At 74.1% G+C, this 20,287-nt stretch carries 14 protein-coding genes; 4 read left to right on the forward strand and 10 right to left on the reverse strand.

The features are described from left to right. The gene (locus ACFYMM_RS32330; RefSeq protein ID WP_388393041.1) at positions 1 to 7,047 is read right to left on the reverse strand and encodes an SDR family NAD(P)-dependent oxidoreductase; all 7,047 of its coding nucleotides are present in this window, start codon (positions 7,045 to 7,047) and stop codon (positions 1 to 3) included. A 380-nt stretch (positions 7,048 to 7,427) separates the two neighbouring features. Beyond that, a complete protein-coding gene (locus ACFYMM_RS32335; RefSeq protein ID WP_388393044.1) occupies positions 7,428 to 9,260 on the reverse strand; it encodes a ricin-type beta-trefoil lectin domain protein in 1,833 nt (610 codons plus the stop codon). Positions 9,261 to 9,658: 398 nt separating this feature from the next. On the opposite strand from ACFYMM_RS32335, the gene galU reads away from it, so the two are divergent. Next, complete coding sequence (gene galU, locus ACFYMM_RS32340) at positions 9,659 to 10,639, forward strand: UTP--glucose-1-phosphate uridylyltransferase GalU (protein ID WP_388393047.1); 981 nt, start codon at positions 9,659 to 9,661, stop codon at positions 10,637 to 10,639. A gap of 77 nt (positions 10,640 to 10,716) precedes the next feature. Here galU and ACFYMM_RS32345 read toward each other — a convergent pair whose 3' ends face one another. Further along, a complete protein-coding gene (locus ACFYMM_RS32345) occupies positions 10,717 to 11,154 on the reverse strand; it encodes a DUF4442 domain-containing protein (RefSeq protein WP_388393173.1) in 438 nt (145 codons plus the stop codon). A 144-nt stretch (positions 11,155 to 11,298) separates the two neighbouring features. Here ACFYMM_RS32345 and ACFYMM_RS32350 point away from each other — a divergent pair, with 144 nt between their 5' ends. Continuing rightward, positions 11,299 to 12,312 (forward strand): hypothetical protein, encoded by a 1,014-nt coding sequence (locus tag ACFYMM_RS32350; protein WP_388393049.1) that lies wholly within the window; start codon positions 11,299 to 11,301, stop codon positions 12,310 to 12,312. An 11-nt stretch (positions 12,313 to 12,323) separates the two neighbouring features. On the opposite strand, the gene ACFYMM_RS32355 is transcribed toward ACFYMM_RS32350, so the two are convergent. From ACFYMM_RS32355 to ACFYMM_RS32365, 3 genes are all read right to left on the reverse strand, one after another. Further along, positions 12,324 to 13,169 carry a spermidine synthase gene (locus ACFYMM_RS32355; RefSeq protein ID WP_388393051.1) on the reverse strand — a complete coding sequence of 282 codons (846 nt, stop codon included), beginning with the start codon at positions 13,167 to 13,169 and terminating at the stop codon, positions 12,324 to 12,326. Positions 13,170 to 13,199: 30 nt separating this feature from the next. Further along, positions 13,200 to 14,369, reverse strand: a complete 1,170-nt coding sequence (gene tuf, locus ACFYMM_RS32360; RefSeq protein ID WP_388393053.1) for an elongation factor Tu — start codon at positions 14,367 to 14,369, stop codon at positions 13,200 to 13,202. Between the two features lie 121 nt (positions 14,370 to 14,490). Continuing rightward, positions 14,491 to 14,682: a hypothetical protein gene (locus ACFYMM_RS32365; protein ID WP_388393182.1), complete on the reverse strand. Its 192-nt coding sequence runs from the start codon at positions 14,680 to 14,682 to the stop codon at positions 14,491 to 14,493. Between the two features lie 37 nt (positions 14,683 to 14,719). Here ACFYMM_RS32365 and ACFYMM_RS32370 point away from each other — a divergent pair, with 37 nt between their 5' ends. After that, on the forward strand, positions 14,720 to 15,511 hold the full coding sequence (locus tag ACFYMM_RS32370; protein WP_388393056.1) for a TVP38/TMEM64 family protein: 792 nt from the start codon (positions 14,720 to 14,722) through the stop codon (positions 15,509 to 15,511). Between the two features lie 13 nt (positions 15,512 to 15,524). Here the strand turns inward: ACFYMM_RS32370 and ACFYMM_RS32375 are convergent, their stop codons facing one another. Next, on the reverse strand, positions 15,525 to 16,694 hold the full coding sequence (locus tag ACFYMM_RS32375) for a thiolase family protein (protein WP_388393058.1): 1,170 nt from the start codon (positions 16,692 to 16,694) through the stop codon (positions 15,525 to 15,527). 93 nt (positions 16,695 to 16,787) lie between these two features. On the opposite strand from ACFYMM_RS32375, the gene ACFYMM_RS32380 reads away from it, so the two are divergent. Next, positions 16,788 to 17,258 carry a winged helix-turn-helix transcriptional regulator gene (locus ACFYMM_RS32380; RefSeq protein WP_388393061.1) on the forward strand — a complete coding sequence of 157 codons (471 nt, stop codon included), beginning with the start codon at positions 16,788 to 16,790 and terminating at the stop codon, positions 17,256 to 17,258. Between the two features lie 97 nt (positions 17,259 to 17,355). Here the strand turns inward: ACFYMM_RS32380 and ACFYMM_RS32385 are convergent, their stop codons facing one another. Genes ACFYMM_RS32385 through ACFYMM_RS32395 form a run of 3 tightly spaced genes read right to left on the reverse strand, consistent with a single transcriptional unit; the run spans position 17,356 to position 20,170 of the window. Next, complete coding sequence (locus tag ACFYMM_RS32385) at positions 17,356 to 18,081, reverse strand: cupin domain-containing protein (protein ID WP_388393064.1); 726 nt, start codon at positions 18,079 to 18,081, stop codon at positions 17,356 to 17,358. Continuing rightward, positions 18,078 to 19,007, reverse strand: coding sequence for a PmoA family protein (locus ACFYMM_RS32390; protein WP_388393066.1), 930 nt, complete (start codon positions 19,005 to 19,007; stop codon positions 18,078 to 18,080). Before ACFYMM_RS32390 ends, ACFYMM_RS32385 begins: the two co-directional genes overlap by 4 nt. Next, the gene (locus ACFYMM_RS32395; protein WP_388393068.1) at positions 19,004 to 20,170 is read right to left on the reverse strand and encodes a Gfo/Idh/MocA family protein; all 1,167 of its coding nucleotides are present in this window, start codon (positions 20,168 to 20,170) and stop codon (positions 19,004 to 19,006) included. Before ACFYMM_RS32395 ends, ACFYMM_RS32390 begins: the two co-directional genes overlap by 4 nt. Positions 20,171 to 20,287 lie beyond the last annotated feature (117 nt).

A 20,287-nucleotide genomic window follows, 5' to 3' on the forward strand; every position in this document is an offset into this window, starting at 1 on the left:
TCACCAGCCCGAGGCGGTGTAGACGACGGCACGGACCGACTCCGCACCCCAGGCGAGTTCCCGCAGCAGGGCCGCGGTCCCCTCCTCGGGGTCGATCAGCCGTACTCCGCGCCGGGCGTACTCGCGGCCGAGTTCCTCGCTGACCATCCCGGTGTGACCGCCGGTCGGTGCCCAGGGCCCCCAGTGCACGGTCAGCGCGCGGTGGCCGGTGCGGGCCGCCCAGTCGGCGCCGAGGCGTTCCAGGGCGTCGTTCGCGGCGGCGTAGTCGCACTGTCCCCGGTTGCCGAGGACGGCCGAGACACTGCCGAACAGCACCGTGAACGCCGGCCCGTCGGGCAGCTCGTCCAGCGCGGAGAGCAGGGTGGCGGCCCCGGCCGTCTTGGTGCCGTACACCCGTTGGAAGGACTCGGGGGTCTTCTCCGCGATCAGCCGGTCCTCGATCACCCCGGCCGCGAAGACGACCCCGTCGAGCCGGCCGTGCTCCGCGTGGATCTCCTTGACGGCCTGGAGGGCGGCGTCCCGGTCGCGGAAGTCGACGGACCGGTAGCGGACCTGGCTGCCGAGGGCGGTGAGTTCGTCGAGCGTGGCGGTGATCTCGCGCTGGGCGAGGATCAGTTCTGCCGCGCGGTTGACCTCGGCGGGACGCGGGGAACCGGTCGCGGCGAGGGCGGCGCGCAGTGCGGCCGGGGTGCGGGCGGCGGCGGTCTCCGGGGTCTCGGGGCCGGTGGGCGCGGGCGTCCTGCCGATCAGTTCGATACGGCAGCGGCAGGCCGAGGCGAGCGCGTGCGCGGCCTTCGCGGTGATGCCCCGGGCACCGCCGACCAGAAGCACCACGGAGTCCCGGTCCAGACCGAGCGCGGCGGCCTCGGCGGCCCCCTCGCCGGCCGGTCCCGCGCCGGTGCTGCCGAGCGGGCCCAGCGGCGCCTCCACCAGTTGCGGAGCGTGCCGCCCGGCAGCCGTGCGCAGCACGACGGGCGCCGGGTGCGGGGCGAGCAGCTCGGCGACGAGGGCGTCGGCGACGGCGGCCGGTGAGGTGTCGCCGAGGGCGACCACGCGTGCGACGGTGTCGGGGTACTCGCGGACGACCGTGCGGAACAGTCCGTCCAGTCCCGCCGAGCGGGGCGCGTCGTCGCCGTCGGCGGGGCGGGCGGCCAGCAGCCAGCGCGGCTCGCGCGCCAGGGCCGCCCTGAGCACCGGGAAGGCGTCCGGGAGCACGGGCAGGTCGGAGCCGGGGAGCGCGCCGAGGTGCAGCACGCCGTCCACCGTGCCGTCCGCCGCGGCGAGCAGGTGGTCCTCGTCGACGGCCACCGCCTCGGCGCCGTACGAGGCCAGGCGGGCCTCGATCTCGGGGGCCGCGCCGCCGCCGCCGAGGAGGAAGAAGCGCCTGCCGGACAGGACGGGGGCGGGGTCCGCCACGGGCTGGTCCAGTGGCACCGGGCGCAGCTCGCACCGCTTGGGCGCCTCACCGGCCGGTGCTTTTCCGGTAGGCCCCGCCGCGAGCGGCTCCGCACCGCCGGCTCCGGTCACTCCCGCTCCGGTCCCGTCGGCTCCGGTCCCGTCGGCTCCGGTCCCGTCGGCTCCGGCGCCGGCGATCCGGGCGGCCAGCCAGCCGGTCACCGCGGCCGCGGTACGCGCCTTGGCCAGTTCCTCCAGTTCCGCGTCGTCCAGGACGTCCGCGCCGCCGGCGATGCCGAGCCGTCTGGCGAGTTCGCCCGCGATCTCGGCCCGCTTGATGGAGTCGATGCTCAGGTCCGCCTCCAGGTCGAGGTCGGGCTCGATCATGTCGACGGGGTATCCGGTGCGCTCGCTGATGATCTCCATGACGAGCCGCCGCACGTCCGTCTCGGACCCGGCCCGGTCCGCCTCGGCGGGGGCGGGGACGGGGACGGGCGACGCGGGTTGCGGCGCGGTGGGTTCGGCGGCCGGAAGCTGCCGCGCCAGCGGGCCGACGGGCGCCGGTGCCGGGAGGGGGGCCGTGCTCGGGGCCGCGCCCGGTGCCGCTCCGAAGTAGGTGAGCAGCACGTCCCGCTGGGCGGCGATCATCTCCCGGCTGGTGCGCAGGAACTCGGAGATCAGGGCGTCCCGGTCGGCCGGGGCGCCGTTCGGGTGGTTCGTGGTCACGGTCGTCTCCACGATGCGTCGGGCCGGTGCCAGCGCACCGGGCAGGAGGTCTCCGGCGGCGGTGCGGACCAGATGTCCGTCGACCGTCCAGCCGGGTCGCTTGGGCGCCGGCGTCCGGGCGGCGTCCACGGCGTCGCGCCCGCGCAGCAGCCAGGCGGTGCGCACCGGCCGTCCGGCCACGGCCAGCCGGGCGAGCGCGTCGAGCCAGCCGCGCAGGCCGCTGTCGGCGGTGGGCTCGCAGACGACCGTGCGGTGCGGGCGGCCGCCGAGGATCTGTCCGACGAGGCGGGTGAGGACGGTGCCGGGTCCCGCCTCGACGAAGATCCGCGCGCCGGCCTCGTACATCGCCTCGATCTGTTCGGCGAAGGCGACCGGCGCGCCGATCTGGGCGGCGAGTTCCGCGCGCACGGCGTCGGCGTCGGCCGGGTAGGGGGCCGCCGTGCGGTTGGACCACACCGGGAACTCCGGCGCCCGTACGGCCTTCTCCGCGAGCACCTCGGCGAACCGTTCCCCGGCGCCGGCCACGACAGGGCTGTGGAAGGCGCAGGCGACGGGGATGCGCCGGACGCCGTAGCCGGCCTCGCGCAGCATCCGTACGGCGACCGCGATGTCCTCGGTCGGTCCCGAGACCACGGTCTGCTCGGGCGAGTTGCGGTTGGCGACGACGACGGAGGCGGGGGCTCCCGCCGTGCGCAGGGCCTTGTCCACGTCGTCGGCCGCGGCGGCGACCGCGGCCATGGTGCCGGGCTCGTCGCCCGCCGCCGCCAGGATCGCGGCGGCCCGCTCGGTGCTGAGCTCCAGCAGTGTCTCGGGGGCGAGCGCGCCGGCCGCGCTCAGGGCGACCAGTTCGCCGTAGCTGTGTCCGGCCGCCAGGTCCGGCCGGACGCCCGCCGCGGTGAGGAAGGCGTGGGCGGCGAGGCCGGTGATGCCGAGCGCGGGCTGGGCGGCCCGGGTGTCGGTCAGCGCGGCCCGCTGCCGTTCCCGCGCGCTGTCGTCGAAGGCGGCGGGCGGGTAGAGGGTGCCGGCGAGGGCGGCGTCCGGGTGCAGGTGGTCGCGGAGTTCCGGGAGGGCGACCAGGAGCTCGGCGAGCATTCCGGGCCGCTGGCTGCCCTGGCCGGGGAAGAGGAAGGCGACCTTGCCGGTGTCGTCGCCCGTATCCCGGCCGGCGGCCGGTCCGGCGCTCCGGCCGGCCTCGCCGGCGTCGGTCAGGTGGATGCCGTGGGCCGGGTCGTGCTCCCCGGCCAGGACCCTGCGCAACTGGCCGGTCAGACCGTCGACGTCCGTCGCCACGACCGCCGCCCGCACCGGGTCGTGGGAGGCGTCGGCGCGGCGGGCGGCGGCGAGGGCGAGGTCGCGCAGCCGCCAGGGCCGGCCCTCGGCCTCGGCGGCGCGCAGGATCTCCTCGACGCCTCCGCGGGCCGCCGCCGGGTCCTTCCCGCGGAAGACGAACAGTTCGGCCGGCCAGGCGTCCAGCGTCTGCTCGGGTGGCACCGCGCCCTCGTGAGCGCCCAGCACCACATGGAAGTTGGTGCCACCGAATCCGAACGCGCTGACCCCGGCGATCCGTTGTCCGGCCGGTGCCGCCCAGGGTCGTGCCCGGGTGTGGAACGCGAAGGGGCTCCTGTCCTCCTCCCAGGCCGGGTTGGGCCCGGTCAGGTGCAGGGTGGGCGGCTTGACGCCGGTGTGGAGGGCGAGGGCCGTCTTGATCAGGCCCGCGAGCCCGGCGGCGCACTTGGTGTGCCCGATCTGCGACTTGACCGAGCCGAGCACACAGCCGCCCGGTTCCGCCCCCGCCTCGGCGAACACCTCTCCGAGGACCGTGAGTTCGGTGCGGTCGCCGACCACGGTGCCGGTGCCGTGCGCCTCGACGAGGCCGACCTCGGCGGGCGAGACACCGGCGTTGCGGTACGCCCGCCGCAGCGCGGCCCGCTGCCCTTCGGGGCGGGGTGCCGTGAGCCCCAGGGAGCGGCCGTCGCTGGAGGATCCGAGCCCCTTGATGACGCCGTAGATCCGGTCGCCGTCGCGTTCGGCGTCCGCCAGCCGTTTCAGGACGACGCAGGCGACACCCTCGCCGAGGGCGATGCCGTCGGCCGAGCCGTCGAAGGCGCGGGAGCGGCCCGTCGGGGACAGGGCGTGGACGGAGGAGAAGAGTACGTAGTCGTTGATGCCGTTGTGCAGGTCGGCTCCGCCGCACAGCACGACGTCGCTGGTGCCGGCGAGGAGTTCCTTGCAGGCGACGTCGACGGCCGCGAGGGAGGAGGCGCAGGCGGCGTCCACCGTGTAGTTGGCGCCGCCGAGGTCGAGGCGGTTGGCGATGCGGCCGGAGACGACGTTGGCGAGCATGCCGGGGAAGGAGTCCTCGGTGAGCCGGGGCAGCTGCTCCTCGAGTCCGTCGGGCACCTTGCCGTAGTACGACGGCAGTACGGCGCGCAGGGTGGCCGCGTTGGAGAGGTCGCTGCCGGCCTCGGCGCCGAAGACGACGGAGGTCCGCGCGCGGTCGAACTCGCGGCCCCCGTCGCCGTATCCGGCGTCCTCCAGGGCGCGCCGGGCGGCCTCCAGGGACAGCAGCTGGACCGGCTCGATGCTGCGCAGGGAGGCGGGCGGGATGCCGTAGCGCAGCGGGTCGAAGGGGATGCGGGGCAGGAAGCCGCCCCATTTGGAGGTGGTGCTGCCGTCGGCGTGGTGCACGGCGGGGTCCCAGCGGTCGGGCGGGACCTCGGTGACGGCGTCGTGTCCGGCGACGATGTTCGCCCAGAAGGTGGCGAGGTCGGGTGCGTCGGGGAACATGCAGGCCATGCCGACGACGGCGATGTCCAGCGGGGCCGGGGGTTCTGGTTCGGCCGGCTGCCGGGCGCCGAGGGCGGCCCTGACCTCGTCCGCACGGGCGGCGAGGAAGTCCGCCGCGCCGTCGGTCACCGAGCGGTGGAGGCCGGCGACGGTGGTGGTGGCCGAGCGCAGCACGGCGACCTGGCCGGCCATGAACATGCCGTCGGCCAGCTGGCGTTCCTCGTCGACGGCCGTGAGCGCGCCGTCCGCGTCACGGTCGACGCCCTTGCTGGCGAGGCGCAGCCGGCCGACGTTGAGTCGCTCCAGTGCCTCCCAGACGCCCCGGTCCGAGGTGCCGGCCGCCCGTAACGCGGCTTCTCTGTCGCGGTAGTCGCGGGTGAACGGGCTGGGGACGCAGCGGGTGGCGTGTCCGGGCGCGGTCTCCAGCAGGGCGGTCGCGGTGGCCGTCACGACCTGCCACTGGAAGAGGGGCTGGATGGCGCCCCGCGCCACGGCCTCCTCGGTGAACAGGTAGGCGGTGCCCATGAGGAGGCCCACGGCGGCGCCCCGGGCGGTCAGCGGTGCGGCGAGGGCGGCGACCATCGCGGCCGACCGCGCGTCATGGACGCCGCCCGCGAAGAACACCTCCAGCCGCCCGGCCGTCTCCTGGTCCGTGTCGGCCAGGAAGTCCTCCAGGACGGCGAGTTGGGCCTCCCACAGCGGGAACGAGGCGCGCGGCCCGACATGCCCGCCGCACTCGGAGCCCTCGAACACGAACCTGCGGACGCCGGCGTCGAGGAACTGCCGCAGCAGCCCGGGCGAGGGCACGTGCAGGAAGGTGGCGATCCCGGCCCTCTCCAGGGCCTGTGCCTGGGCGGGCCGTCCGCCCGCGATGACCGCGTGGCTGGGCCGCAGCTCCCGTACGGCGTCGAGCTGTGCGTTCCTGACCTCCTCGGGCGCGAAGCCGAGCACCCCGACGCCCCAGGGCCGCCCGCCCAGCGCGGCCCGGGCCTCGGTCAGCATCGCCCGGGCCCGCTCTCCGTCCGCCAGCGCCAGCGCCAGAAAGGGCAACGCCCCGTCCTCGGCCACGGCGGCGGCGAACGCGGCCTGGTCGCTGACCCGGGTCATGGGCCCCTGCGCGACGGGCAGCCGGGTCCCGAGGGCACGGCTCATCCCCGCCCCCGGCCGCAACGCCGACCCGGGTCCAGGCCCGGGGCCTCCCCCCTCCCGGCCGGCCTCCGCGGCTGCCGCCGACCGGGCTTCGCCGGGCACCTCGCGCGCGGTCGGCGCCAGCGTCTCCCTGATCGCCGCCCTCATCTCCCGCAGGGTCCGGCGGGTGTCTCCCCATCGTTCGGCGAAGCGTGCGGCCAGGAAGGCGTCCTGGCCCGCCGGCAGCAGTTGGGTGCGAAGGTCCTGGGCGCCGAGGAGGGCCGCGACCGCGCCGGGGTCGTCGGCGGGTGGGCGTGGGGTGTCCGGGCCGCGGCGGCGCAGCACCCGGTGGCCGGCCACGACGACCGTTTCCGAGCCGTCCAGGGAGCGCAGCGCCGCCGCCGTCGGCTCGGGAAGCCGTGACTCGGCCAGCAGTGCCAGCTGGCTGTCGAGGACCACACCGGCCGCCCCGCCGGCCACGGCGGCCGCCGCCGTACGCGGTCCGATGCCCCCGCAGGCCCACACGGGCAGGGACGACTCGCTCAACTCCCCGTCGGCGAGGAGTTGCTGGAGCAGGACGAAGGTGCTCAGCTCGCCGACGCGGCCGCCGCTCTCACCGCCCCGGGCGATCAGTCCGTGCACCCCGGCCCGAGCGGCCTCCCGGGCCTGCGCGAGATCGGTGACCTCGACCAGCACCCGGCAGTCCGGGGGGAGTTCGCCGACGCTCCGGGCCGCGTCCGCCGCCAGGACCACGGTGTCGGGGCCACGGGCGCCGTCCGGGGCCAGCTCGTCGGGACGCATCGCACAGCGTCCGTCCACCCGCACGCCGAACGGCCCGGGGGCCAGGCGTCTCAGGCGTGCCAGCGCCTCGCGGGATGTCCGGTCGCCGATTCCCAGGTCGAGGACACCGAGGGCGCCGGCGCCGCAGACGGCCGCGGCGAGCTGGGCGTCCGGTTCTCCGAAAGGAGTGACACACATGATCAGGTCGAGGGCGCGCACTGAGGAGGTCATGATGCTCCGAATAATCGGCAAGACAGCACGGTGGGGGTGTGCGGCAGAAAACTCCGGTGCGGGGCCACCGGAAACTAGCGAGATACTTACTCGCGGGTCAACAAGCGCGCATCCCTCGCCTCACCAGGCGCATCGATTCGGCCAGCCCCAGCCGCCCCTGATGAACGCGCCCCTCACGCCACACAACGCCACAAGCCCGTCAAAGGGTGCGGACATTCACCCCGCACTCACCCGCCCGCAACGCACCGAACCACGGAGCCGACGTCTGTAAATTCCACATGACTTCGACTCCGTGGCCGGATCGGAAACCCCTCGGCAATCGAATCCCCGTCAGTAAAACGCCGAGCGGGAAAAAGTTTTCGTAAATCCTTGAAGTACCGCTAGCCGAGGAGCGATCCGACGGCCGTCACGGCCCCGGTGGGGGTGGACCGCACGGCCTTCAGGGCACCGTCCGCCGGAGCGGTGAGGGTGCTCTCGGCGCCGTCGTCCGCGGGCGGTTCGACGGGCCGGGGCTCGTCGTGGGAGCCGGCCTGCGCGATCCGGGGGCTGTAGTCCTCGCTCGGTGGCTCGGACCTGTCCGCCGGCCCGCTCGGGGCGGTGTCCGTCCCGGGCACCGGAGTGTCGGCGCCCGCCGGCCCTCCGGGCGACGCCGGGCGCCGCGCGTTCGGCGCCTCTCCCTCCGGCCGCCCGGACCCGGCCGGCTCCAGCCCCCACCGCTGCACCTCGGAGCCGTCCCGCGCGGCCACCACCACCTCGGTGGAGGTACCGGAGGCCGGCGCGAGAGCCAGCCCCTTCGGTCCCCGGAGCAGGAGTTCACCGCGGACCGTCAGGTCGTAGAGGACGTCACCGTCGTGCACGAGACAGCCGGCCACCGCGACCCTGCGCGCGCCGGGGTCGGCGGCCAGGCAGAGCGCCGGGTCGGCGGCGCTGCGCAGCAGTCCGTCGTCGCGGTACGACCACTGCTGGGACCCGGCGGAGGAACACTCCGCCAGCCGGGCCTGCGCGCCGGCCTCGACCCGCCCGCCGCGCACGTCCAGGCAGAGTCCGGCGGCGAGGCTGCGCAGCCGTCCCTCGGCGACCTCGACGGGGTCGCCCACGGAGGCGACGGACGGGGAGGAGGTTCCGGAGGACCGCTGGTGAGCGGTGCCGGGGTGGGGGATCCCGGTGCCGGGGGCGCCCCAGGCGGTGGCGCCGGGCCTCGGGACACCGTTGTCATCGGTCCAGCCCCTGGCCACCAGGACGGTGCCGAGCAGCGCCAGAGCGGTCAGTCCGACGCCGACCGCCAGGGCCGTACGGCGCCGGCTCTCGGATTCCGTGCGATGCCGTCCGCCGGCGGCCGGGCGCGTCGTCTCCCGCGGCTGCGGCCACTGGTCGGGGGCGCCCCGGCCGGGCCTTGCGTCGAGATAGCGGCGGGCGCCCCAGCCGAGCACGGTCTCGGCGAGCAGGACGTCCAGTCCGCTCTCGAAATGGCTGAGCTGTTCGGCCGCGTACCGGCAGTGGCGGCACTGCGTCAGATGGTGTTGCACATCCGGGAGCAGAGTGCCGCCCCGGCGAATGGGGACATCGAGGAGCCGGTTGTAGAAGCGGCATTCCCTGGAGGGCGCGAGTTCCCGGTGCGCGCGTACACAACCCGCCCGGAATTGCTCGCGCGCCTGCTCCAGGGCGGTCGTGGCGGTGCCGGCGTCCACCCCCAACAGACCAGCCGGTATGGTTATCGGTTCCGCTTCCACCTCGGTGTGCCACAGAAGACATTGGGAGGCCCCGGGGAGCGCCCGGAATGCGCGCTCGGCGATCTGCCGCCTTTCCGGTGTGCCGGGCCTCGCCGCGCGTAGACCACGCCCGCCGGTGGGTTTGCGCAATTCCGGCAGGACCAGGCAGACGACCTCGTCGTCCGCCCAGGCGCGCACGGTCTCCCGGACGGCGACGAGGAGTTGCGGGCGCAGCGCGCCACCCACCGCGCCGCCCGAGAGCCGGGCCAGGACCTGCTCGAAAGCGGTGGAGGCGACCAGCTGTGCCGCGCCGCCGGCGGAGGCGAGACAGACGACGGCGTAGTCGCAGGTGGCCCGCCAGTGCCGGGCCAGCAGCAGGGCCACGGCGTGATGCCGGCCGTCTCTTTTGCCGCCCAGCCGGGCGACGAGATTGCGGTCGGACTCCCCCGGCGTCGATCCGGGGCGTGGCGGGTAGGGCGGGCGTGGGGGGTAAGGGGACTGCACGGGACCATTTCCTTCCCAGCCGCAGGACGGCACACGAATGGCGTCCTGTCGGAAAAAAGCGGTGCCTGACGGGTCTGTTCCTCAAAGGGCCCGGCCGGTCTCACCGTTCACTCCCGGCCCCCGCGCGGGTGGCTCACCTTCGCACATGCGTAGCACAAGAAACAAGAAGTGCGAGTGACCGAAGTTCAAAAGGGAGGAATGAGAGAACAGTTACCGGCGGTATCCGTACCGGTATTCGAAGCGCCGGTTGCACGACGGTCAAGTTCTGTGCCGCGAAGGCCGGATGGCACACGGAATCTCCAACTTCCCGGCGAACGCCGTCGTGCGTCGGGCGTCCCACAGCCCTCTCCCATGTTCCTCTCGGCGCGCTCTCATCCGGGTCCGCCAGCATGGGCCGCATGATCGCCCCCCGCTCCGCTCCCGCCCCCGTCCCCCCTCGCACCGTGCGCAAGGCGGTCGTCCCGGCCGCCGGGCTCGGCACCCGGTTCCTGCCCGCGACCAAGGCGACGCCGAAGGAGATGCTGCCGGTCGTCGACAAGCCGGCCATCCAGTACGTCGTCGAGGAGGCCGCCGCGGCCGGGCTCGACGACATCCTGATGGTCACCGGCCGCCACAAGCGGGCCATCGAGGACCACTTCGACCACGCCTTCGAGCTGGAACAGGCGCTCGCGGCCAAGGGCGACACCGTGCGCCTGGACGCCGTACGCGACCCGGCGCGGCTCGCCGACATCCACCACATCCGCCAGGGCGACCCACTGGGCCTCGGCCACGCCGTGCTGTGCGCCCGCCACCACGTGGGCGACCAGCCCTTCGCGGTGCTTCTGGGCGACGACCTGATCGATGCGCGCGAGACCCTGCTCAGCCGCATGCTGGAGGTCCGCGACCGGTACGCGGGCAGCGTGGTGGCGCTGATGGAGGTCGACCCCGCCCAGGTCCACCGCTACGGGTGCGCCGCGATCGAGCCGACCGCCGAGGCCGGGGTCGTCCGCGTCACCGGCCTGGTGGAGAAGCCGTCCCCCGAGGACGCGCCCAGCAACTACGCGGTGATCGGGCGGTACGTCCTCGATCCGGCCGTCTTCGACACGCTGGAGCGCACCCCGCCCGGCCGGGGCGGCGAGATCCAGCTCACCGACGCCCTCCAGGACCTCGCCGTGGGCGGCACGGTCCACGGTGTGGTCTTCGACGGCCTGCGCTACGACACCGGCGACAAGGCGGACTACCTGCGCACCGTGGTCCGCCTGGCCTGCGAACGCCCCGATCTGGGGCCCGGGTTCGCGGCCTGGCTCAAGGAGTTCGTCGCGGGACTGGAGACCGGACCGGAGGCCGGACCGGGGGCCGGCGCGGTCTCCCGCGAGGAGCGACGGCGCACGGCCGCCTGAGGACCACCGACGGGGTGAGGGGCCCGACCGCCGAAGACCGCCGGACGGCCGGGCCCCTCACCCCGCGACGGCGCGGGTCAGCCGTTGGGCCGAAGAGTCCAGACCACCGTCATCTCGCTGGTCACGGCGCCGTCCTCGCGCTGGATGGCGACGGTCACCGGGAACTCTGGCCGCCTGCCCTCGTCGAGTTCGGCGACGACCTCGGCGATCGGACGGCCGAGCGTCGCGGTGGCCTTGACCGGGCCGAGGGCGATCTTCTTGAAGGCGATCTGCGCGTTCACCGGCAGCGGCACGGCACGCGCGAGCTGGTCGCCGAAGGCGGCGAGGACGATCGCCCCGCTGGCGGACTCGCCGAGGGTGAACATCGCCCCGGCGTGCGGCCCGCCGACGTGGTTGCGGTACTCGCCCTGGTCCGGCAGGGCCAGCACGGCCCGCTCCGCGGTGGTCTCCAGGTACTCCAGGTTCAGGGTCCGGACCATCGGGACCGTGGCGGCGAGCAGCTCGCCGATCGACATCTGGTCTGTGCTCATGGCCGCCATGTTACTCACGAGTAGCGAGAGCTGGCCAGACCCGGCACGGTGTGGTGATCTGAGTTCGGTACGTCCCTGACAAGGGGCTGTGACCGAAAAGCGTCCCGGGCGGCACTAGGGTTACTGGCCATGTGGCCAGGACAGCAGCCGCCCGGGGGCGAGCAGAACCCGCAGAACAACCCGTACCAGCAACCGGGTTACCAGCAGCCGAATCCGTATCAACAGCCGGGCTACCAGCAGTACCAGCAGCCGGCTCCGTACGGGCAGCAGCCGCAGTGGGGGCCGCCCGCGCCCGCCGGCGCGCCCGAGCCGCCCAAGGGCGGGGGCGGCCGGACGAAGGTGGTCGCGATCGTGGCCGCCCTCGCGGTGGTCGTCGCGGCCGGCGTGACCGGCTATCTGGTCCTCGGCGGCGGCAAGGACGACAAGGCGGCCGGCGGCAAGAACGGCAAGGCCACCGGGTCGCCCTCCGCCGGAGCCGACTCCGCAGGGCCGGGCTCCTCCCCCTCGACCGACAATCCGCGCGGCGACGAGACGGAGAAGCCGACCGTCGCCGGCTGGAAGACCGTCGTCAACCCGCGCTGGGGCACGGCCTTCGACGTGCCCGCGGACTGGGAGATCGACTCCCCCGGCACCCAGGTCGCCTTCGTGGACGAGAAGGGCGACGGCACCAAGCCGCTGGTGACGATGTCGGCCCCGGCCGAGTACAAGTCGAAGTGGTGCACGTCCGACGACGACAAGGACGGCCACAGCGAGGACACCGCGCTGGCCGTGGTGGGCACCAAGGGCGCGAGCGGCGCCAAGAGCGCCGGGGACGCCGCCGTCAGGGAGGTGCCCTGGTGGGTGTACGGCGGCTACACGCAGCCGGACAAGAAGAGCATCACCTACGACAAGAAGGCCACCGCGTACACCACGAAGGCGGGCGTCGTGGGGGCCTATGCCTGGGCGCAGTCGACGCACACGCCGAAGAAGGGCAAGTGCGTCAGCGACGGAAAGGCGATCACGTTCGGCTTCAAGAACTCCGCCGACGATTTCGTGACGTGGAACCTGTACGGCGCCAAGGGCGTGAACGGCGAGGTCGACAAGGCGACCGTCATGAAGATCCTCAGCACGGTACGGCTGCACGGGGACCCGACGGCGAGCTGAGCCCGGGCGGCTCAGCCCACACCGAACGCCCCCTCGGGAGGCACCGGTGACGGCACCGCCTCCTCGTCCCGCACGGGGTGGGCGGTGCCGATGAAGTCGCGTACCGACGGGCCGTGTTCGACCCTGGCCGGGAAGGCGTCGGAGGCCGTGCGGCGGACCAGCGGTGCGAGGTCGAGGGGCTGGTGGGAGGCGATGAGGACGGCGTTGCCGAAGCGGCGGCCGCGCAGCACGCCCGGCTCGGCGATCAGCGCGAGTTCCTCGAAGACGGCGGCGAACGTGGCCAGTTGGGAGCGGAGGAAGGCGAACGGCGCGGAGTCGGCCAGGTTGGCCAGGTAGACGCCGTCCGGGCGCAGGACGCGCCCGGCCTCACGGGCGTACCCGAGGCAGGTGAGGTGCGCCGGGACGCGTGAGCCGCCGAAGACGTCGGCGATCAGGACGTCGGCCGAGTCGTCCGGGGCGGTCTCCAGCCAGGCGCGGGCGTCGGCCGGGTGAAGGGTGACGCCCGCGCCCTCCGGAAGGGGCAGGTGCTCGGTGACCAGCTCCAGCAGGCCCCGGTCCGCCTCCACCACGTCCTGCCGGGAGCCGGGCCGGGCAGCCGCCAGGTACCGGGGCAGGGTGAGCGCACCGCCGCCGAGGTGCAGCACGTCCAGCGGACGTCCCGGCTCGGCGACGGTGTCCAGCACGTACCCGAGCCGCCGCGCGTACTCGAACTCCAGATGCGTGGGCGCGTCCAGGTCGACGTACGACTGCGGCGCCCCGTCGACGGTGAGCAGCCAGGCCCGTTCCCGGTCGACGTCGGGCATCAGCTTGGCGGTGCCGTGATCGACGACACGCGTCACGGGTATGGCTTCGGTCACCCCTCCATTCTGCGCCCCGGCCCTGGGGCCTCACTCCACGGCGGTCACCGTGCCGGCCCCGACGGTCCGGCCGCCCTCCCGGATGGCGAAACCGAGCCCCGGCTCCAGCGGCACCTCCCGCCCCAGCTCCACGGTCATGGCGACCGTGTCCCCGGGCCGGGCCACCGCCACCTCCCCGAGGTCGACGTCCCCGACCACGTCCGCGGTACGGATGTAGAACTGCGGCCGGTAGCCGGTCGAGACGGGCGTCGTACGGCCCCCCTCGCGCGCCGACAGCACGTACACCCGCGCCGAGAAGCGACGCCGGGGAACGACACTGCCCTGCGCGGCCACCACGTGCCCGCGCCGGACGGCGTCCCGGGGCACGCCGCGCAGCAGCAGCGCCACGTTGTCCCCGGCCTGCGCCTCCTCCATCGGTTTGCCGAAGGTCTCCAGGCCGGTGACGACGGTCTCGACGCCCGCGCCGAGCACCTCCACCCGGTCGCCGACCCGGACCACGCCCCGCTCCACCGCGCCGGTGACGACCGTCCCCCGCCCGGTGATGGTCAGCACGTTCTCCACCGGCAGCAGGAACGGCGCGTCCAGGTACCGCTCCGGCATCGGCACATAGGTGTCCACCGCGTCGAGCAACGCCTCGACGGACGCCGTCCACCGGGGGTCGCCCTCCAGCGCCTTGAGCCCCGACACCCGTACCACGGGCGCCGCGTCCCCGCCGTAGCCGTGCGCGGTGAGCAGGTCGCGTACCTCCAGCTCCACCAGGTCGGTCAGTTCCTCGTCCCCGGCGTCGGCCTTGTTGAGGGCGACGACGATGTGGTCCACGCCCACCTGCCGGGCCAGCAGGACGTGTTCGGCGGTCTGCGGCATGATCCCGTCGAGCGCGGAGACGACCAGGATCGCCCCGTCCAGCTGGGCGGCGCCGGTGACCATGTTCTTGACGTAGTCGGCGTGGCCCGGCATGTCCACGTGCGCGTAGTGCCGGGTGTCGGTCTCGTACTCGACGTGCGCGATGTTGATGGTGATGCCGCGCGCCGCCTCCTCCGGGGCGCGGTCGATGCGGTCGAACGGCACGAACGTGCCGGTGCCGCGCTCGGCCAGGACCTTGGTGATGGCGGCGGTCAGCGTGGTCTTGCCGTGGTCGACATGACCCATGGTGCCGATGTTGAGATGCGGCTTGGTGCGGACGTACGCGGTTTTGGACATGGCGGTACCTCGAAGCCTCTTCCGAAGTGAATGCGGTGAGCGCGCCGACGTGCTGGACGCGGGGACCCCGGGGATTCGCCGACCCTCCCCCTGCGGGGTCCGCCGGACGATCCGGAGAGGGTCAGCTTCGGGCGCCGTCGACAGCGGCCAGGAGGATCCGGGCGGCAGCCTTCGGGGCATCCGCGACCGCGGATGCTGCGAGGAGGAAGGCGTGCCGGAACATGACGCAGATCATGTCCGACGCTTTGTCCCACGTCGAATGGTTTTTCGCGGTCCGTTCGTCCCGGCGGGCCGCGTGACGGGCGGGATCCATACGGCGATCACACATGCCCGTCGATTACTGTCACCGGATGCTCGATGCCACCAACCGCTCTGGGGGCACCGCCACGGCCTCTCCCCGGGCCGCCGCCACGGAGTTCGCCCTGGTCGTCCCCGCGACCGCGCCCCTCGCGCCGCTGCCACGCACGAGCGGGGCCGCCCGCTGCACGCGCGTGTTGCTGTCGCCGTGGTCGCGGCTGTCGCTGCTGCTGGTCCTGCTCGCGGGCGCCGGAGCGGGCGTGCTGCTGTTCCAGCCGCAGCGGCTGCTGACACACGGTTGGCCGCCGCAGCTCGGAGGGGCCACGGCGGCACTGGTGTTCACGGTGGCGTACGGGCTGTGCACGGTGGCCTTCGTGCCGCGCCCCCTGCTGAACCTGGGGGCGGGCGCGCTGTTCGGCTCCCAGCTGGGGCTGGCCACGGCGCTGGCGGGCACGGTGCTGGGGGCCGGGGCGGCCTTCGGTCTGGGCCGGCTGCTCGGGCAGGAGGCGCTGCGCCCGCTGCTGCGCGGCCGCTGGCTGAAGGCGGCCGACGGGCAGCTCAGCCGGCACGGGTTCCGTTCGATGATGGTGGCGCGGCTGTTCCCGGGCGTGCCGTTCTGGGCCGCGAACTACTGCGCCGCCGTCTCCCGCATGGGCTGGCTGCCGTTCCTGCTCGCCACGGCGCTCGGCTCGGTCCCGAACACCGCCGCGTACGCGGTCGCCGGCGCCCGCGCCTCGGCGCCGACGTCGCCCGCCTTCCTGCTGGCGATGGCCCTGATCGCCGTACCGGCGCTGGTGGGCGTGGTGGTGGCCTGGCGCAAGCGGCATCAGCTGCGCGGCCGGTGAGCCCTCGGGTCCGTCAGACTCCTTCCAGGATCATCGCGTTGGCGAGTCCGCCCGCCTCGCACATGGTCTGCAGGGCGTAGCGGGCGCCGCGTTCGCGCATGGCGTGGACCAGGGTGGTGGTCAGGCGGGTGCCGCTGGCGCCCAGCGGGTGGCCGAGGGCGATGGCACCGCCGTGCACGTTGACCTTGGCGAGGTCGGCGCCGGTCTCCTGCTGCCAGGCCAGGACGACGCTGGAGAAGGCCTCGTTGACCTCGAACAGGTCGATGTCGTCGAGGGACAGGGAGGCCCTGCGCAGCACCTTCTCGGTCGCCGGGACGACACCGGTGAGCATGAGCTGCGGGTCGGAGCCGGTGACGGCGAAGCTGTGCAGCCGGGCGAGCGGGCGCAGGCCGAGGCGTCGGGCGGTCTCGCCGGAGGTGATCAGCACGGCGGAGGCGCCGTCGTTGACCGGGCTGGCGTTGCCGGCGGTGACGTTCCACTCGATCTGCGGGAAGCGTTCGGCGAAGCCGGGGTCGTAGTAGGCGGGCCGGAGTCCGGCGAGGATCTCCGGGGTGGTGCCCGGCCGTACGCACTCGTCGCGGCCGACGCCGTCCAGCGGGGCGGTCTCGGCGTCGAACAGTCCGGCCTCCCACGCGGCGGCGGCCTTGTGGTGCGAGGAGACGGCGAAGGCGTCCATCCGCTCGCGGGTCAGGGACCACTTGGCGGCGATCAGCTCGGCGCTGATGCCCTGCGGGACCAGCCCGTCCGGGTAGCGCGCGGCGACTCCCGGACCGAACGGGTCCTTTCCCTCGGGCACGTTGGACCACATCGGGACCCGGCTCATCGACTCGACGCCGCAGGCGACGACGATGTCGTAGGCGCCCGCGACGACGCCCTGGGCGGCGAAGTGCACGGCCTGCTGGGAGGAGCCGCACTGGCGGTCCACGGTGGTGGCCGGAACCGTCTCGGGCAGACCGGCGGACAGGACGGCGTAGCGGGTGGTGTTCATGGCCTGCTCGCCGACCTGGTCGACGGTTCCGCCGATCACGTCGTCGATCAGCGCCGGGTCGACGCCGGAGCGGTCGACGAGGGTGCGCAGGGTGTGGGCGAGCAGTTCCACGGGGTGGACGTGGGCGAGGGAGCCGTTCGGCTTTCCCTTGCCGATGGGGGTGCGTACGGCTTCGACGACGACGGCGTCACGCATGTGCGGGCCTCCAGGACTACTGGTGAGTAGGAAATCCGAACTCACCTTAGCTCCGCGAGTTGGAAAATCAAACCTTCCTTTAGACTGGTCCGCATGGCCGCCCCGAGAGATCCGCGCCCCTGCTCCATCGCCGACGCCCTCGCGCTCGTCGGCGAGAAGTACTCCCTGCTGGTGCTGCGGGAGGTGTGCCTGGGCAACAGCCGCTTCGACCAGCTGGTCCGCAACATCGGCGCCCCGCGCGACGTGCTGACCACCCGACTGCGCCGGCTCGTCGACGCCGGGATCCTCACCAGGCGCGCCTACAGCGAGCGCCCGCAGCGCTTCGAGTACCGGCCGACACAGGCGGGCCTGGAACTGGAGCCGGTCCTGATGACCCTCATGGCCTGGGGCGACCGCCATCTGCGCGCGGACGACGACCGTCCCATGGTGGTCGAGCACGTCTGCGGCAACGAACTGGTCCCGGTCGTCACCTGCTCGGCCTGCGGCGACCAGGTGCGCCACGAGGACCTGACGGCGCACCCCCAGGTCCCCGGCTGGACGGTCACGGGCCCGACGGCCGCGTAGCACCCGCCCACACCGCCTGCGCCTCCTAAGGCCCTGTCGTCACATTCCCACCTGTCCGGCGCCGCCTGGCGGACGACGGGAATGTGATGCCCAGGACCTAGGCCCCCTGCCGGTACACGTCGAGCCGTCCGCACATCCCGAACCGGCCCCGCTCGTAGGGCTGTTCGGCCCGGACCACGGCAGCGGCCAGGTGGGACGCGTCTCCCCGGCCGAGCCGGTCGAGCTGCTGCTCCGTCGCCGCGGCGGCGGCCTCGGCACCGCGACGCCAGCGCTCGCGCCACTCGGCGATCCGGGGCCGTACCAGCGCGGCGGCGGCCCGGTGGAAGGCGGCCAGCGCCTCGGGCCCGCCGGCCTCGCGCAGCTCCCGGTAGCCCTCCAGGGCCAGGTCCCGCCGGGCCCGGGCGATCCGCTCCCGCTCCGCCTCCGCGGCGTCCGCCGGGATCGCGGTCGCGGCGGCGTAGGTCTCCGGGTCGGTCAGGTACCGAGGGGGCAGCGTGAGCACCGCGTCACCGGCCTCCGGCAGCCCGCTGTTCTGCATGAGGACGGTGATGCGCAGATCGTCCTCGTTGACCAGCCGGTGGACGGTGCCCGGCGTGAACCAGGCCACCGTGCCGGGCTCCAGGGGCGTGACCCGGTACCCGGAGGTGGTGAGCGTCTGCACGGCACCCCGCCCGCCGGTGACGACGTACGCCTCCGAACAGGCCAGGTGCAGATGGGGGGTGCCGCCGCGCACCCCGTCGGCGGCGGGCCAGTCGTAGACGCACAGCCGCGAGACGGCGACCCCGCCCGGCAGGCCGGTGAACACCGGCTCCCCCGCGCTCACCACGGATGCGCCTCCAGGTACCCGGCCACGTCCTCCCGCTCCCACGCCCCGTCCGCGACGACGACCCGGTAGCGGCGGCGCAACGTGTCGCCGGGGGCCAGCTCCAGTTCGTCGAAGAAGGCCCAGGAGGGGGCGATGGCGGCGAACGGATCGTTGCGCACGAACCAGTGGGCCGGGTGGGTTCCCTCGGCGCCGGAGTGGTCGTTCTCGGGGGCGTGCTCGAAGACGACGGTCGCGTGCCCGTCGGCGCCGTCGTGCTCGCCCGAGAGCGCGAGCCACGGCGCCCGCGTGCCCATCAGGTCCGGTCCCTCGCCGTGCGGTCCGATGATCCGACCGCCCCTGAAGGCCCGCGGACCGCGCCAGAACAGGCCGGTGTAGCCCGCCAGTTCACGTCCGGCGGTGGTCGGGCTGCCGAACCGCAGCGGCTCGGCCCGGCGGTTGGTGATGGCGCTGGTCCAGGTCAACGCCCAGGAGCCGGACGCGGGATCGACGTCGTGCACCTCGATCCGCCGCTCCTCCCCGGCCCACAGCTCACCGTCGTACGGATGCCAGGTGAGCCGCTCGGCGATCACCACCCGGTCGCCGTCCGCCGTCACCTCGTCGAACCCCACGTGGGCCATGGAGCCCACGCGCTCGGGGAGTTCGAGGTATCCCTCGCCGTGCACATAGCTGTTGCCGCCCCACAGATTGGCGCCGGAGAGGTGGGAGGCGGTCAGCTGGAGCCCCTTGTGCCAGCGGTGGTCGTTGGGCCGGTAGTCGGTGACGACGTCCCCGGCCAGGGTGCGCACCGGGTGGAGGTACGGCTTGGGCGCCTCCCAGGCCGCCTCGGGACGGTAGACGTACGCGAACAGCTCGACGCCGGTGGACGGTTCGGTCACCGTGATCCGGTCGCCGTGGGCGTGGACGACCCGCGGTCCCGCGCTCATGCGGACACCTCCTCGGGCTCGGCGGGCCGGCCGGACACGACGGGTGCCCAGCCGGGGGCGCCTCCGTGCAGGGCGGTGTAGTACGGGTCGCCGGGACCGATCTCGCCCGCCCGTACGGTCGTGTCGGTGAACGCCGCCTTGTACAGCGCGGTGATCAGCTCCAGGCTGGTGCGCCCGTCCGCGCCGCTGCCGCGCGGACGCCGCCCGGCGCGCATGCTCGCCACCAGGTCCCTGAGCTGGGCCAGATGCGAACTCGGCACGTCCGGGCCGAAGTCCCGCCAGGCGGCCACTTGTTCGGCGGGCACGTCCGGCGCGGGGGTGATGCGCCAGTCGGCGTTGGCGTGGCCGTAGAGGTGGGTGAGTTCGACGGTGGCGCGTTCGCAGTCGATGCGGATGCGGCTGGTTTCGTCGGGGCTGAGGACGCTGTTGACGACCGTGGCAAGCGCGCCGTTGTCGAAGCGGACCAGCGCCGTCGAGACGTCCTCGGTCTCCACGTCGTGCACCAGCCGTCCGGCCATCGCGCGCACCTCGCTCCACGGCCCGAGCAGATCGAGCAGGAGATCCATCTGGTGGATGCCGTGGCCCATGGCCGGACCGCCGCCCTCGGTCCGCCAGCGGCCCCGCCAGGGCACGGCGTAGTAGGCGGTGTCCCGGTACCAGGTGGTCTGGCAGTGCGCCACCAGCGGCCGGCCCAGCGCCCCCTCGGCGAGCAGCCGGCGCACGTGCCGGGAACCGGAGCCGAACCGGTGCTGGAAGACGATCGCCGCGTACGGGCCGCCGTCGGTGCCCTCCTCCGCCTCGACGGCGGCGTAGTCGGCGAGGGTCGGCACCGGCGGCTTCTCGCACCACACCCAGGCGCCGGCGCGCAGCGCGGCGACCGTCTGCTCGCGGTGCAGAGTCGGCGGCGTGCCGATGGTGACCAGGTCGGGGCGCTGCTCGCGGAGCATGCCGTCCAGGTCGGTGAAGGCGTGCGGGATGCCGGCCTCGGCGCAGAACGCCTCGACCGCGCCCGCGTCGACGTCGACGGCGGCCACGACCTCCACCTCGCCCTCCTCGGCGAGGCGGGCGAGCGCGGGGAAGTGGGAACCGCGCCCGATGGCGCCGGTGCCGACGACGGCGGCCCTGATGCGCCGGCCGGTGAACGGGGCTGTGGAGCGGGGCATGGGGGTGATCAGCACTCCTCCGGGACGGCGGGCTCACCGTCGCGCACCAGGCGCGCAGCAAGCGCTTTCTCCTGCGGAAACTATGCGGAGCCGCCCGGACCGGTCAACACCCCCGGG

The sequence above is a fragment of the Streptomyces sp. NPDC006739 genome, from assembly GCF_042869815.1.
GTDB lineage: Bacteria > Actinomycetota > Actinomycetes > Streptomycetales > Streptomycetaceae > Streptomyces.

Excerpts from the sequence above, each read along its gene's own strand:
- ACFYMM_RS32330 (WP_388393041.1), bottom strand. The coding sequence starts at position 7,047 with ATGACCTCCTCAGTGCGCGCCCTCGACCTGATCATGTGTGTCACTCCT.
- galU (WP_388393047.1), top strand. The coding sequence starts at position 9,659 with ATGATCGCCCCCCGCTCCGCTCCCGCCCCCGTCCCCCCTCGCACCGTG.
- ACFYMM_RS32345 (WP_388393173.1), bottom strand. The coding sequence starts at position 11,154 with ATGTCGATCGGCGAGCTGCTCGCCGCCACGGTCCCGATGGTCCGGACC.
- ACFYMM_RS32350 (WP_388393049.1), top strand. The coding sequence starts at position 11,299 with ATGTGGCCAGGACAGCAGCCGCCCGGGGGCGAGCAGAACCCGCAGAAC.
- tuf (WP_388393053.1), bottom strand. The coding sequence starts at position 14,369 with ATGTCCAAAACCGCGTACGTCCGCACCAAGCCGCATCTCAACATCGGC.
- ACFYMM_RS32365 (WP_388393182.1), bottom strand. The coding sequence starts at position 14,682 with ATGGATCCCGCCCGTCACGCGGCCCGCCGGGACGAACGGACCGCGAAA.
- ACFYMM_RS32370 (WP_388393056.1), top strand. The coding sequence starts at position 14,720 with ATGCTCGATGCCACCAACCGCTCTGGGGGCACCGCCACGGCCTCTCCC.
- ACFYMM_RS32375 (WP_388393058.1), bottom strand. The coding sequence starts at position 16,694 with ATGCGTGACGCCGTCGTCGTCGAAGCCGTACGCACCCCCATCGGCAAG.
- ACFYMM_RS32380 (WP_388393061.1), top strand. The coding sequence starts at position 16,788 with ATGGCCGCCCCGAGAGATCCGCGCCCCTGCTCCATCGCCGACGCCCTC.
- ACFYMM_RS32390 (WP_388393066.1), bottom strand. The coding sequence starts at position 19,007 with ATGAGCGCGGGACCGCGGGTCGTCCACGCCCACGGCGACCGGATCACG.
- ACFYMM_RS32395 (WP_388393068.1), bottom strand. The coding sequence starts at position 20,170 with ATGCCCCGCTCCACAGCCCCGTTCACCGGCCGGCGCATCAGGGCCGCC.